Below are 14,529 nucleotides of genomic sequence, written 5' to 3'. Positions count from 1 at the left end.
TATCTGACCAATCTGGCTTTTGGGGTTACTACTACACGCGATCCACAGACTGCAACTACTGATGTATTGACCTATGGTGATCTAGTAGACGCCGGTAAACTTATTGGCCCAAGAATTTATTCTACAGGCCCGGGAATATTTGGAAGCGAAAATGTAAGTAGTCTAGAACATGCTCGTCAAGTGATGAAGCGATACAGTTCTTATTACAATACCAAAACTGTAAAAATGTATGGAGCAGGAAACCGTCAGCAAAGGCAATGGATTATCCAAGCAGCACGCGAACAAAGCATTATGCCAACTACAGAAGGTGGTCTTGACTTTAAGAATAATCTTACTCAAATAATTGATGGATATCCTGGTCACGAGCACTCTTTTCCTATTTTCCCTTTGTATCAAGATGTGATTGATTTGGTAGCTTTTTCCAGAACTGTGTATACTCCAACACTTTTAGTAGCTTATGGAGGACCTTGGACAGAGAATTATTTCTATGCTACTGAAAATCCTCATGATGATCCAAAATTGACTCATTTTATGCCTCATTGGAATTTAGATTCTAGAACTAGAAGACGAAATGCAGGTTGGTTTATGGAAGAGGAATATGTCCATGTAGAACAATCTACTTTTGCCAAAGACTTGGTTGAGGCAGGTGGTCGTGCAGGCATAGGTAGCCATGGACAATTGCAAGGCTTGGGCTATCATTGGGAGCTATGGGCTGTACAGTCTGGGGGCATGACAGAATATGATGTTTTAAGAGTTGCAACAATTTTAGGTGCCGAAGCGATTGGTTTAGATCAAGATTTAGGAACCTTGGAAGTGGGTAAACTTGGGGATTTGGTCATCCTAAATAGTAACCCTCTGGATAATATTAGAAATTCTAAAGATATAAGTCATGTCATGTTTAATGGGCGATTATATGAAGGAAATACATTGGACGAGATTTATCCGGAGGAGAAAAAAATGCCGAAGTTTTGGTGGCAGGATTACGCTCCAACCAATGTTCCAGGGATAAATAAATAAGCTGCGAAATTTGAGTTTTTAAGCATAGACTTTTCACCTAGCATAGGTGATGAAACCAGAAGTTAAAGGACCAGTGATAGTCTGCACTTCTGGTTTTTTGTTGTTTTGATGGTGTCTAGTAATAGCGAAGAATTATTTTCTCTATCGTTTTGCAGAGTTAATTTTCTAGGGAAAATGCCACATACTTATCTCCTGATTTTGACTTTAACTTACCGCCTCCGCACGCAATTACGATGTATTGCTTACCATTTACTCTGTAAGTACTTGGAGTGGCATAGCCGGCAGCAGGAAGATCATGCTCCCACACTAGTTCACCACTGGACTTATTAAATGCTCTTATTTTCTCGTCAGGTGTGCCCGCCATGAAGATTAAACCTCCCGCTGTCACCAATGGACCCCCATAATTATCAGTACCTGTAGGAGGAATTCCTTTTGCTGTAAGTTCCTTGTATTCACCTAAAGGAACCTGCCAGCGATGCTCCCCAGTATTCGCATCTATTGCAGTTAAAGTTCCCCAAGGTGGAGTGCTCACTGGGTAGCCATTTGAATCATACCAACGATTGTAACCTGTGTGTTGATAGGAGGAGAAGTTGTTTAGACTAGATTCTATTTTTTCATTGGAAACTATTTCCATTAGAAAGTTGGTAATAGCCTCTCGCTCTGATTGAGAAATATGGGAAAATGAAGGCATCATACCTTTACCGTTAGCCAACAAAGAGAGAATCTGATCTTTTGAAAGCTGATTTTGAATTTTGGTTAAGCCAGGATAGGAGCCATCGTGGTTTCCACCTAAATCTTTTCCATGGCAATTCGAGCAGTACAAATTATAAAGTGAATTTCCACTAGAGATGACTTGGTTGGATTCGGTTTCTCTTAAAACTAAAGAGGTATAAACTGGGATTTCTTTTGCAGGAATATACATGATCCCATTTGGGTCAGTAGCTGCTCCGCCCCATTGGCCACCTCCATCTGTGCCCGGAAAAATAATAGTCATCTTTTCTGTGATAGGAGTGTAAACAGAAGCGAAGTTTGCTTGTTTCAGTACTTCAATCAGCGAATCTTTATCAGCTACAAATGAATTGAAGTCGGTTGGGATAAATGTCTGTCTTGTAAACGGATTTGGTTTGACAGGAATTGGTTGAGTTAGACTTGGGAATTCACCTGAAACTGCCTTTTGAGGAAAAGAGACCTCTTCAATTGGATATATTGGCTCACCTGTTTCACGATCAAATATAAATGTATGGCCTTGCTTGGTAATTACTGATACTACATCAATCTTCCTACCATTTTGTGTGATCGTGAATAAATTGGGAGGTGCAGGAATATCTCTATCCCAAATATCATGATGAACGACTTGATAGTGCCAGATTAGTTTGCCGTCATTAGCATTTAAGGCGAGAAGACTATTTGCATATAAATTGTCTCCTTTCCTGTTACCTCCATAGAAATCAAAAGCCGCAGATCCTGTAGGCACATATACGATTCCTCTTTCACGATCAATAGCCATTCCCATCCACGAATTCGCTCCACCTAAACGTTGCCTTGGATTTTCAGGATACCAAGTTTCATAACCAGCCCTTCCTAGATCAGGAATAGTTTTAAAAGTCCAGGCCAAATGACCATCTCGAGTATCGTATGCCCTAATGTCTCCAAGCAGAGCAGTTTCCGATTCTGAAACACGTGTCCCCGTGATAATTAAATTATCGAAAATAGTGTTAGGTGTATTTGAAGTCACATAATTATCAGCTCCTGGCCGATCTATTCCCACTTGAAGATCTATTCTTCCCTGATCCCCAAATTCCTTAATCAAATCACCAGTCGAAGCATCAAGTGCATAAAGCCATGGGCCTAATCCAAAGAAAATCCTATTTTTCTCTCCATCGGACCAATAAGTCACACCTCTGCTTGTGGTTCCTTCATTCTTCTCTAAATTGGTTTTCCAAAGTTCTTGTCCTGTCATCGCATCTAAAGCAAATGCTTGTAAGCCTGCAGAAACGCCATAAAGTACCCCGGAAATGATAATAGCATTGGATTGAATCTGAGATCGATTTCTGATAGAATCAGCGCCTCCAGAAGAATAAGTCCAAGCAATTTTCAGTTTAGAAACATTAGACGTATCGATCTGCTTGATGGCAGAGTAATGGCTTCGAGCTCCATCACCATTGTATTCTGACCAGTCAACATTCTTATTTTGAGTGCAGTAGGTGAAAAATTGGAGACAGAAAACAATCAGAACTACGTCTATGTATTTTTTCATGTCCTTGAATTTAATTCGAAAATCTAAGAACTACATTTTCTGAACATAGAACTTGTTTTAGAGACAATTTGAAATAAAAAAGCAACAAGTAATAGATTTTTGTGCCTTTTGAAGTTTTTCAAATTAGAATTAGATTCACATTATAGCAGAAGTCTTTCTGTATTCCTATATAATTTCAAACTTGAAGGTTTTACCTCATAATCCCAAAATCCTTTAATAGAAACAGTTTGCCAAGCAGGATTAGATAATGCCTTAGTTTTGGTTGCAAAATTACGCCCCCATGGATGTTCTGGGGATAAAGAAATGAATGAAATCTACATATTTGAGTTCTTTATTTTTACTGTAGAAATATAAAAAATTGGAATCAGAGTCGATTTGAAATTGATTCCAATTTTTTTTTATAATCAAATTATGATAAGAGCTAACTATTTTTCTGGGCTTTTAAATTACCTGACTTACTTTATTGAAAAATATTTTTAATCATTTTAATCATTCATAATTGTTTTTATTGATATATCAATTATATTTATATCAAATAAAATAAATATGGAAATTTCATTACCATCAGAAACCATTTTTCATACCATCGAAAGCACAATAAAAGCTTATAGAAAATTTGCTCAACAACGTATTTCTGAGGAATTGGAAAACATTACAATTGATCAAAGTATCGCATTGATCCATTTGGCAGAATATCCAGATTTAACTCAAAATGAATTGGCAGATTTACTGTTCAAAGACAATGCTTCTTTGACTCGCATGATCAATACCATGGTAAATAATGGGTTTTTAAAAAGATCTATGAATGAGGAAGATCGAAGGAGATTTAAACTAGAGATCACTCCTCATGGAGAAAAAGTGGTGGAAACCTTGCCAAAAATTATCACCAATAACAGATCTATAGCACTGTTAGGAATTACTGATACTGAACTAAACCAACTTAATTCCTTGCTAAGGAAAATTAAATCTAACTGTCAATAAATGAGCATACTATGAAAAATTTATTTATCAATCCAGAAACTGGAATTTATCGAGCAGGCTGGCGAATATTGAGTTTTATAATATTTTTTATGGCCATTAACCTCTCTCTTACTTTTGTAGTTCGCGAGATATTGGGTAGTCTAAAAGGAGGGGGACTGCTATGGTTTATCTTGTTAGCTATTTCGTCAACAACAGCAGCTTTCCTAAGTAGAAAATATGTAGATAAAGAAAGTTTATCTTCACTCGGTCTAAATTTTAATAGACTTGCATTATTGGATGTCATCATAGGCGTTCTAACAAGTGCTTTGATAATGGCAGCCATGTATTTCCTACTTTTATCCTTAGACCTGATAAAATTCGAAGGATTTAGTTGGTGGTCAGATAATTATTCAGAGGGAGTGAATTTAAGTTCGGCAAGTCTTATCATCATGTTAGGGATGTTATTACAATTCTCAATTGTGGCTTGGTGGGAGGAAATAGCCTTTCGGGGAATAATACTACAAAACATAAGTAAAGGATTAGGACTTCGTTGGGGGATAATCTTATCCACTATTCTATTTGGATTGATACATGCTGCAAATCCAGATGCCACCATTTTGAGCACTCTCTTAATCATGATAATTACGATACAGTTGGTATACGCATACCTAAAAACAGGGCAGTTATGGATGCCAATCGGTCTTCATTTGGGTTGGAATTTCTTTCAAGCTTCAATTTTTGGTTTCGCATCCAGTGGTCATTCTTCTCCTTCGATGATTACTCAATCACCTATAGGTCCTGACTGGTTGAGTGGAGGAGAGTTTGGAGCAGAAAATAGTGTCTTTATTGTTCCATTTACTTTAGTATCACTTTGGGCTATCAATTATTGGGTTGGAAAAACACGGATCCCAAATAGAAATAGCTTTTTAAAATTTATGGTTACAAAAGAGGGATTTGACGTTGGCAATAAACAACAAACTAATGCACCAAAACATAATTCTTTAGAAATTCGATCAATTGCAAGATAATATAAGCTAAACCAACTTGAGTTTTATTTCTAAAGGAAGCCAAGAGGATTCTAATCTTCTTGGCTTTAATCTTAAAAAAAAAGATGCATAGGCTAAAATCCAAAATTCATTAACAGTATATAGTCAATTTTCAACTATATCAAGGAATACACAATAGAGATCAATCAATAATTGATGATCTTTCTGTAATTTTTACGAGAAGAAATCTTTTTAATTGTGAATAAAATACGATCAACCTATTTCTAGAATCTTATTTCTAATTTTCAAGTAGTTTGTTCTAATTTTCCAATCTTATGAAATACAATGCTTTTCTCTCTTATAGTCATGGACAAGATTCTGTTCTTGGTCCAAGTATTGAAAAAGGACTTGAGAAATTTGCCAAACCAACTTTTAAACGTCGAGCATTAGAAATATTTAGAGATGGAAACGATCTTTCTATTGCAGCCGATCTAGGTGATAAGATTCGAATGGGACTGGAAAATTCTGAATTCTTTATCTGTATGGCAAATCAGAGATATGCCCAATCAAAATGGTGTCAGAGGGAAGTGGATTATTGGCTAGAAAACAAACCAATAGAGAATTTTTTAATCATTCTAACTGAAGGTGAAATTTTGTGGGATGAAGATACGAACGATTTTGATTGGAATGTAACCACAGCTCTTCCAAGAAATCTCTCCGGAGTATTTAAAGGAGAACCTTTTTATGTTGATTTTCGAAATTTGGGAACTGAAGAAAATTTAAATCTTGATAATCCTGAATTCGAAAAAAGACTAGTGGTTTTGGCAGCCACTCTTCACGGTAAATCCATTGGAGATATGATCGGTGAAGCTACAAAGCAATATAAAAGAACCATCAGAATTAGAAATTGGGCTGTTGCTATAGTGATGTCATTAATGACCTTGGCCATAGTTTTGACGATGATAAACCTTAGTAGAACCAAGGCATCCCTGTTACATTTTAGGGCAAAAGCAATGGAAAGCACTAATCCCACTTTGGCTTTAAGACTCGAGCAAGAAGCGCTTAAAATCTATGATTATCCTGAATTTGAACGGTCAGCCTTCTCCATTATAAATAGAAATTCATTTTATAGAATTCTAGCCTCAAAAGATACAAGCATATTTACATCTGTTGACATTTCAAAGAATCATATCATACTCCTTACTAGTGATGATGGAAGTATTATTTTAAGTCATCTAGAGGGGAATAAAATAAAAGAATTCAACCCTGATAAAGGATCAATTTGGTCAGCTAAATTTTCACCAGATGGTAATTCAATCCTAACAGGATCCACCAAGGGTATGTTTTTATGGGATCTAAATGGAAGCTTAATAAAGCAATTCAAATATGAAGGGGCTGAAAGTGGAGAATTAGGTTTTTCAGCAGTGAGCTTTTCCCCTGATGGCAATTTGGTTTTGGCAGGTTCTCATTTAGGCGCTTTTATATGGAATATTAATGGAGATCGACGACAGGAATTTGAAATAATTGGAGATATCAAATCTGTTGCTTTTTCACCCGACGGAACTTCAGTTTTAATAGGTTATAATGGTTCTAAATCAGCTGCTGGCCTTTTTGATTTAAATGGTGATTTAAAATCAACTTTCAGTACTAATGATCCAAATTTCGGAGAACCCTACACCATCACAAATACCGTAGCATTTTCAAATGATGGACAAACAGTTATGGTGTGTTCCAGTGTCAATAATATTCAATTATTTGACACAAATGGCAATCTAAAATCTGATTTTAAAATGCCGGAATTAATAAATTTTGAAAATGGATCTTGGAATTCAACTTTTTCTCCCGATGGTACAAAAATCCTTTATGGATCATTTGAGAATACTGCAAGATTGATTGACTTGAAAGGAGAAATCATTAAAGAATTCAAGGGACATGAAGATATGGTCAATTTATTTGCTTTTGATCCAACCGAAGACAATATGATCTTTACAGGATCATTGGATAAATCTTTCCGAAAATGGTACCAAGGAGGATTGAATGCATTAAAAGTGAATGAATTTAGTGTAGGGGAGAGACCAATTCATTCCATAGATGTATCGCCAAATAATGAATCCATCCTTATCAGTTCAAAAGATTCATCAGCCTTTCTTTGGAGTTTTAAGGGGGAATTACTGACAGAATTTAAAAATGACAAAAGCATAGTTGAAAATGCTGTATTTAATCCAGATGGCAATTCCATACTAACTCAAACCGCAAGAGGAGTTTCTATTTGGGATTTAGAAGGTAATCTCCTCCAAGAATACCTACCTAAAGGCGAAATAGTTGATTCATTCGTTTTGGCTCCTGATGGCGAATCCATTCTAATAAGTACCAAGTCAGAGATAAAACCAGAAGGCTATTTACCATGGAAAATAACTTCTATTTATAAATGGAAATGGGAGGAAAACTCTATCTTGGAAATACCGCTTAATGATGCTGAAACTGATATCTTGCGTTTTTCACCTAATGGAAAAACATTCCTTACAAACTCCAATTTCGGGACTAATCTGTGGGATTTAGAGGGATCCTTGATTCAAGAATATAAACTCCCAAATGAAAAGGTTATTCCAGTAGCAATTGCTCCCAACAGTAGTACAATCATGACATTCCCTACCTCACAAGAAACTTCTTTATTTGGGCCTTCTTATGGCAAAACACATTTATGGAATTTGGAGGGAAGGCTAATCCAGGAATTTAATCTAAACAGTGAAAGTGTCGATCCAATAAAATTTGCTCAAGATAACAAGTCTATTCTTACACTGTCATTCCCAAAAATAAATCCATTTGATAAAGGAAGTCCCACTGCCAGGATCTGGGACATAGAAGGAACTGAGTTATTAAAAATCCATCAACCCGATAAATATATTTCATCAATTAATTTATCTCCTGATGGAAATTACATAATCGTTGGCTATATGAATAGTTGGAATCAATTTTTGGCTGAAGACAAGGATTGTAAACTAGTCATTTACAGCAAAATTGAATTGGATAAATTTTTGGAAGATTATGTTGCTCCATTGACCAAAGGCCAAAAAAAAGAATTTGATATTTAACCAAGAGCACTTTTCTAACTTATGAAAAGCACTCTGATTTGAATTCAAAATCTTTTTATCACCAAAACTGGATTGATTCCAAATCCTAAATCAATGTAACTCTGACCTTTTTCTCCTTCAATTTCATTTGATTGACTTTTGGCAAAAGCTTTTCGATTTGATCTGTTTTTACTCCCACAAAAGCACAATCTGTTTTAAGTTCAATAATTCCCAAATCCTCTTTTTTAAGATTTCCTTGTTTCATAAAGAAACCTGCAATATCTCCCTTGGAAATTTTATTGCTTCTTCCACCTGAAATAAATATGGTAGACCAATCAGAAGCCAATGGAAGTGCGGCTTTGCTTAGTTTTTCCAGTTCAGCGTCATGGGTGAAATCAGGAAGTTTTTCTTTATCATAATGAAGGATATAAGCTGATCCTTCCACATTCATTCGGGCAGTTCTCCCATTTCTATGAATGAACTCTGATTCTCTATTTGGTAACTGATAATGAATAATATATCCTAATTCAGGAACATCAATACCTCTAGCTGCTAAATCAGTAGCCAAAAGGAGTTGGTGTGTTCCATTTCTAAATTTGATAAGTGATCGTTCACGATCTTGCTGCTCCATATCTCCATGGAATACCCCATGGGAAATCCCAAAATCGGATAAAAAATTACTTACATGTTGAATGGAATCTCTGAAATTGCAAAAGATAATCCCATTTTGTTTTCCCAAATTACTGACCAATTGAATCAAAGTTTCTAGCTTATCTTTGGTAGGAGATGTTACCAGTTTAACTTTTAATTGACTGATTTTCTCACTCAAATAGTCAATTATGATAGGAGAATGAAGTTGAACGAATTTCGGGATTTTTACATCTTGCGTCGCAGAGGTGAGAATTCTTTGTTTTATAGTCGGCAATAAATCCAAAATGTCTCGCATTTCACTTTCAAAGCCAATCTCTAAAGACTTGTCAAATTCATCCAAAACGATAGTTTGAATTTTTTCCTTTTCAAATGCACCTCTTCTTAAATGATCCGCTACTCGGCCGGGAGTTCCGATTAAAACTGCAGGTCTATGTTTGATTTCTATTCGATCTTTAGAGCCTGCACGACCTCCATAAACTGCATTTACTTTAAATCCAGTTCCCATTTCACGCATGACTTGCTCAATTTGAATTGCAAGTTCACGGGACGGAACTATAATCAAAAGCTGAATCTCTTTAATATTTTCATCTAAGCCTTGAATAAGAGGAAGTAAAAACGCTAAGGTTTTTCCTGTCCCCGTTGGGGAAAGTAATATTAGGTCTTTACTAGTATCAATTGCTTGTTTTGATTCCAGTTGCATAGGGTTGAGACTGGCAATTCCTAATTTGGAGAGTATTTCAGTTTGGCTTTTGGTAGGAGTGGGCATACACAAAGGTAGGTTCATAAAAAATGGGATTAAAAAAAATGTTTTAAGCTATCATTATTTTGGAGACAGGGGATTAACAATAAAAGCCGCAAGAACTCAATCTTGCGGCTTTTTAATAGTGAATTATTGTTGGATTACGATCCTAGTTTTGCAGATGCTTTTCCATATTCCCATCTAATTTCAAAGCTTGATGGCTTCACTTCATAAACCAAACGCTCCTCCATAGTAGATGTTTGCTGTGAAGGGACAGTAACTCGAAGTACATCCTGGCTTGCATCATAGTCAAATGCTCCCCATTGTTTTGCTACCTTGTTAAAGATTAGAGTTGATTGAGTTTCGCCAGGAATAACGAAGAATCCATAAGTACCAGCAGGCAATTTTTTTCCTTCAACCATAATATCTTTGCTAGTAGTGAAGGTTGTTGCCTCATTTGCTCCAGCTCTCCATACTTGGTCCAAAGGAACTAAGTCGCCCCAAATTACTCTTCCTTTTACAGCAGGGCTACTGTAATTAATAGTGATTTTTGCATCGCCAACGGTACCTTCTGCTGTTTTTGCAGGACTTGGTTTTTCTTGTGCTGTTGCTGAAAAACCAATTAATGCCATCAGGACAAAACCAAATAGACTTTTCTTAAAATTTATTGTTTTCATGTGTTAAGAATTTATTTTGGTAATTAAGGTTTATTTTATGGTATTACTTGTCTTATACTTTACAAAAGGACTTTTGTTTAAGGAATTTTAACCCAAGCTTCTTTCGAATTACTTTCTACAATTGCTTCGCCGATGATCAATTCTCTAAGTCCATCAGCAAAGGTTGGGAAAGTTGGTGATTTAGGTTGTTTACCTTCTCTTACTGCAGCATATACTTCTTTGAAAAGTTGCTTTGATGTATCAGGGAATCCCTCTTGGTGACCTCCTGGGAAACTTACCAAAGAACGTGCTCCTTCATCTACTAAAGAAGGATCTTTCATCAAAACGGAATTGGCAGTTTCTCTTTTACCAATCCAAAGCTCATTTGGTTTTTCAGTGTTGAACTCAAAATTTGATTTTGATCCTGAGATTTCAATATTAAGTCTGTTTTTGCGACCTGCATTTATTTGACTTACAGTAATTGAACCAGTTCGACCATTATCAAAACGAAGCAAAACAGTAGCATAGTCTTCTGAAGTAACTGGATATTCTTTATAATCAGATTCATCTAGAGTTTTGCCAGTGAAAGTCTCTATTGCTTTTAATGGTTTCAAACGGGTTTTATGAACAGTAGAAAAATCAGCCATCACTGAAGTAATTCTTAACCCTGTCACATATTCAGTCATGTCCAAAAGGTGAGAACCAATATCAGCTATTGCTCTTGAACCACCAGATTGATCAGGTTCAAGTCTCCAGTTATAATCAGTTTTGAAGAAAAGCCAATCTTGTAAATAGGATCCCATCACAGAATTTACATCTCCCAATTCACCCTTTTCTCGCATTACTTTCATTTGGCGAACCATAGGATAATAGCGAAGGTTAAAATGTACGGCATTTACCAATCCTTTTTCGGCTGCCAAAGAAACCAATTCCTCTGCTTCCTCTATGGTGTTAGCAAGCGGCTTTTCACAAACGACGTGTTTTCCAGCTAGTAAGCAGGCTTTGGTCTGGGGAAAATGCAAGAAATTAGGAGTACAAATATGGACTACTTGAATACTCTCATCTTTCAGCATATTTTCAAAAGTGTATGCATTAGGAATGCCTAACTCTTTAGCCTTAACATCAGCAACTTCTTGATTAACTTCTACAAGTCCTGTAACCTGAATATATGGGATTCTTCTTAGTGCTTCTAAATGAGCTGGACCAATAAATCCGGTTCCTACGATAGCAACATTAATTGTCTGAGACATTGGTTTTTTTAGGTTGATTTAAAATAATTTAAAACCTCAAATTAGGAATTTTGATTGAAAAATAGGTAATCAATAAATTGTCATTTCATGATAAATGCAGGAAAAATCAGTAGAATTAAAGTAAAAGGGGCAGGATTTATTTGCCTTTCATCTGTAAATCAATCAGATCAGAAAAATTTTATGGTTTTATCCACCATTCTTCTACTACCTGATTTTTTCCTTCCAACTCAATATAAGATCCGATTTTTGGGATCAAAATTGGGAGGTTTATTTCTTCTGCCTTTTTAAGAACCCTTTCTACTGGATCAGTCCAAGAATGCATAGCTAAACTAAAGGCAGCCCAATGAATAGGCATAATCATTTTAGCTTGAATATCTAATCCAGCTTGTGCTGTTTCTTCCGGCATCATGTGAATTTCCTTCCAACGCTCATTGTACTGTCCGCATTCCATCATCGCAAAATCAAAAGGTCCATATTTCTCGCCAATTTCTTTGAAATGAGGGCCATAGCCACCATCTCCACTAAAATAAATATTATGAGATTCTCCTTGAATGATCCAAGAACCCCAAAGCGTTGAGAACCTATTATTAAGCCCTCGTCCGGAAAAATGACGAGATGGTGCAAAAGCTAGTTTTAAATCATCGACATTTATTTCATCCCACCAGTCCATTTCGAAGATTTTATCGGGTTCAATGCCCCATGATTCCAAATGTGCACCGACACCCAAAGGAACATAAAAGGCCTTAGTTTTAATTTTCAAGCGCTGTACCGATTCATAATCCATGTGATCGTAATGATCATGAGAGAAAAGAATCATATCAACTTCAGGAAGCTGTTCGATTTCTATGGGTAGTTCTTTACTAAAGCGCTTTTTACCTAACCAAGGATGGGGGGCTGGGACATCTCCCAACATAGGATCCAAAAGGATGTTTTTACCATTGATCTGAAGCAAAAAGGCTGAGTGCCCAAACCAAATCAGTCGAGGAGGAATTCTATCGACTATCAAATCAAGAGAATCTATTTTAATGATTGGGATTTCAAAATCTGGAATTCTTGAAGGATCATTTTTAAAAAACTCCGGTAACATTTTGGCTGCTTGTTTCATATCCATCATCATGTTGGTAGGGATGAGGTTATGGAATTCACCATTCGAGTAATGCTCCAATTTCCCAAATTCAGCCATTTGTTCTTCGCTGGGATTAGCTCCGAATTGTGGACTCAAATTGACGAAAAGAAAGCCTAAAATGATAAAGAATATAATTAACCAAAGAATAAAAAAGAATATTTTTCTTATTCCTTTTAAAGGATATCTAATCATATGGGGAGTTTAGGTAAATCAAATTTACTTCAAAGAGTACATATAAATTGGGTAAAGGATTTACTTCAATTATTCAATTTATATACTCTCGTTTCAAACAAGGTTCTTTCAAAAACAGTTTAGCAAATTTCGATGTCGTTTGGTAAATTATACAAACGGCTTCGTTTAGTTTTTGATTTTCTTTAACTTAAAGTCCAAACTATAAAATTCATGGCAACATTTAATCTTAAAATTAACGGAAACGCTCACACCGTTGATGTTGAAGAAGATACTCCATTATTATGGGTCCTTCGGGATCATCTCGGTTTAGTGGGTACTAAATATTCATGTGGTATCGCACAATGCGGAGCATGCACTGTTCATTTAAACGGGGCTGCAATTTTTTCTTGCTCAATGCCCGTTTCAAGTGTAGGATCTGACGAAATAACAACTATTGAAGGTCTTTCCAAAGAAGGAGATCACCCTGTTCAAAAAGCATGGGAAGAAATCGACGTAGCCCAATGCGGTTATTGTCAAGCAGGTCAGATTATGAATGCAGCAGCGTTTTTGAAAAAAAATCCATCTCCAAGCATGGAAGAAATTGAAAATGCAATGAACAGAAATCTCTGTCGATGTGGAACTTATCATAAAATCAGAGAAGCTGTCGCTAAGGCTGCTAAAATCTAAAAACTATGGCTACACTTAAAAAAACTAATAGAAGAGATTTTCTCAAGATTGCAGGAACTACGGCTGGAGGTCTATTTATCGGTTTCAACTGGCTTGGTTGCGAATCTCCAAAAATGGAGGTATTAAGTAATGAGCAAGTTCTTTCTCAAGCAAAGAATTTTAATGCCTATCTATCCATCGCTCCTAGCGGAGATATCGTGATTTATTCTCCTAATCCAGAATTAGGTCAAAATATCAAGACCTCTTTCCCAATGGTTGTAGCAGAAGAACTGGATGCTGATTGGAACAAAGTGAGGGTAATGCAGGCTAATCTGGACACCGAAAAATTTGATCGGCAATTAACAGGTGGGTCAGGTGCAATGCCGCATTCTTGGGAAAGACTTAGAAAAGCAGGAGCTACTGCTAGATATCTTTTGATTGCAGCCGCTGCAAAAGAATGGTCGGTTCCAGCATCTGAAATAACTACCTCTGCAGGAATGATCTATCATAAAGGAAGTGGTAAAGAAGCAAGCTATGGTGACATGGCTACTGCAGCATCCATGATGGAAGCCCCTGAAGAAATTGCTCTAAAAGACCCTAAAGATTTTAAAATCATCGGTACTCCCGTGAAAAATGTAGATAACGCTGCGATTTTCACAGGAAAACCACTTTTTGGACTAGACTTCTACAGAGAGGGAATGAAGCATGCGATGATTCAGCGTCCTCCATTTGGTATGAAAATTAAATCAGTTAATGAATCTGGCGCAAGAAATGTCAAGGGGGTTACCGATGTAATCACATTTGATAATAATGTCGCGATTATCGGTGATTCAACTTGGCCATTAATGAAAGCCAAAAAAATCCTGAAGATAGAATATGAGGTAGATGGACTTGTTGAAAGTACTAGCGATCATGATCGACTCTTTCGGGAAATGCTCGATTCAAGAAAAGCTGACGAAAGGAGAAGAGATGGAAATGT

Annotated in this window: 11 protein-coding genes; 6 read left to right on the top strand and 5 right to left on the bottom strand. The window is 36.4% G+C overall.

Annotated elements, in window-relative coordinates; genetic code table 11:
* Positions 1-1,017, top strand: a 1,017-nt coding sequence (locus tag Q0L68_RS08615; protein WP_296701738.1) for an amidohydrolase family protein, incomplete at its 5' end; no start/stop codon positions are given.
* 157 nt (positions 1,018-1,174) lie between these two features.
* Here the strand turns inward: Q0L68_RS08615 and Q0L68_RS08610 are convergent.
* Positions 1,175-3,274 (bottom strand): PQQ-binding-like beta-propeller repeat protein, encoded by a 2,100-nt coding sequence (locus Q0L68_RS08610; protein ID WP_296701736.1) that lies wholly within the window; start codon positions 3,272-3,274, stop codon positions 1,175-1,177.
* A gap of 546 nt (positions 3,275-3,820) precedes the next feature.
* On the opposite strand from Q0L68_RS08610, the gene Q0L68_RS08605 reads away from it, so the two are divergent.
* The 3 genes from Q0L68_RS08605 (at position 3,821) to Q0L68_RS08595 (ending at position 8,312) form a co-directional block, all read left to right on the top strand.
* The gene (locus Q0L68_RS08605) at positions 3,821-4,255 is read left to right on the top strand and encodes a MarR family winged helix-turn-helix transcriptional regulator (RefSeq protein ID WP_296701734.1); all 435 of its coding nucleotides are present in this window, start codon (positions 3,821-3,823) and stop codon (positions 4,253-4,255) included.
* An 11-nt stretch (positions 4,256-4,266) separates the two neighbouring features.
* The gene (locus Q0L68_RS08600) at positions 4,267-5,262 is read left to right on the top strand and encodes a type II CAAX endopeptidase family protein (RefSeq protein WP_296701732.1); all 996 of its coding nucleotides are present in this window, start codon (positions 4,267-4,269) and stop codon (positions 5,260-5,262) included.
* A 293-nt stretch (positions 5,263-5,555) separates the two neighbouring features.
* Positions 5,556-8,312 carry a toll/interleukin-1 receptor domain-containing protein gene (locus Q0L68_RS08595; protein ID WP_296701730.1) on the top strand — a complete coding sequence of 919 codons (2,757 nt, stop codon included), beginning with the start codon at positions 5,556-5,558 and terminating at the stop codon, positions 8,310-8,312.
* An 85-nt stretch (positions 8,313-8,397) separates the two neighbouring features.
* On the opposite strand, the gene Q0L68_RS08590 is transcribed toward Q0L68_RS08595, so the two are convergent.
* The 4 genes from Q0L68_RS08590 to Q0L68_RS08575 all read right to left on the bottom strand — a co-directional run bounded on the left by Q0L68_RS08590 (position 8,398) and on the right by Q0L68_RS08575 (position 12,905).
* Positions 8,398-9,726, bottom strand: coding sequence for a DEAD/DEAH box helicase (locus Q0L68_RS08590; RefSeq protein ID WP_296701728.1), 1,329 nt, complete (start codon positions 9,724-9,726; stop codon positions 8,398-8,400).
* A gap of 116 nt (positions 9,727-9,842) precedes the next feature.
* Positions 9,843-10,358, bottom strand: a complete 516-nt coding sequence (locus tag Q0L68_RS08585; RefSeq protein ID WP_296701725.1) for a DUF2911 domain-containing protein — start codon at positions 10,356-10,358, stop codon at positions 9,843-9,845.
* A 77-nt stretch (positions 10,359-10,435) separates the two neighbouring features.
* Positions 10,436-11,587, bottom strand: coding sequence for a Gfo/Idh/MocA family oxidoreductase (locus Q0L68_RS08580; RefSeq protein ID WP_296701723.1), 1,152 nt, complete (start codon positions 11,585-11,587; stop codon positions 10,436-10,438).
* A 178-nt stretch (positions 11,588-11,765) separates the two neighbouring features.
* Positions 11,766-12,905 carry an MBL fold metallo-hydrolase gene (locus Q0L68_RS08575; RefSeq protein WP_296701721.1) on the bottom strand — a complete coding sequence of 380 codons (1,140 nt, stop codon included), beginning with the start codon at positions 12,903-12,905 and terminating at the stop codon, positions 11,766-11,768.
* Between the two features lie 210 nt (positions 12,906-13,115).
* On the opposite strand from Q0L68_RS08575, the gene Q0L68_RS08570 reads away from it, so the two are divergent.
* The gene (locus Q0L68_RS08570; protein ID WP_296701718.1) at positions 13,116-13,571 is read left to right on the top strand and encodes a (2Fe-2S)-binding protein; all 456 of its coding nucleotides are present in this window, start codon (positions 13,116-13,118) and stop codon (positions 13,569-13,571) included.
* A gap of 5 nt (positions 13,572-13,576) precedes the next feature.
* Positions 13,577-14,529, top strand: a 953-nt coding sequence (locus tag Q0L68_RS08565) for a molybdopterin cofactor-binding domain-containing protein (protein WP_296701716.1), incomplete at its 3' end; no start/stop codon positions are given.

The sequence above is a fragment of the Algoriphagus sp. genome (genome assembly GCF_024642405.1).
Classification (GTDB): Bacteria; Bacteroidota; Bacteroidia; order Cytophagales; family Cyclobacteriaceae; genus Algoriphagus.
This window is presented reverse-complemented; position numbering and strand designations above follow the sequence as displayed.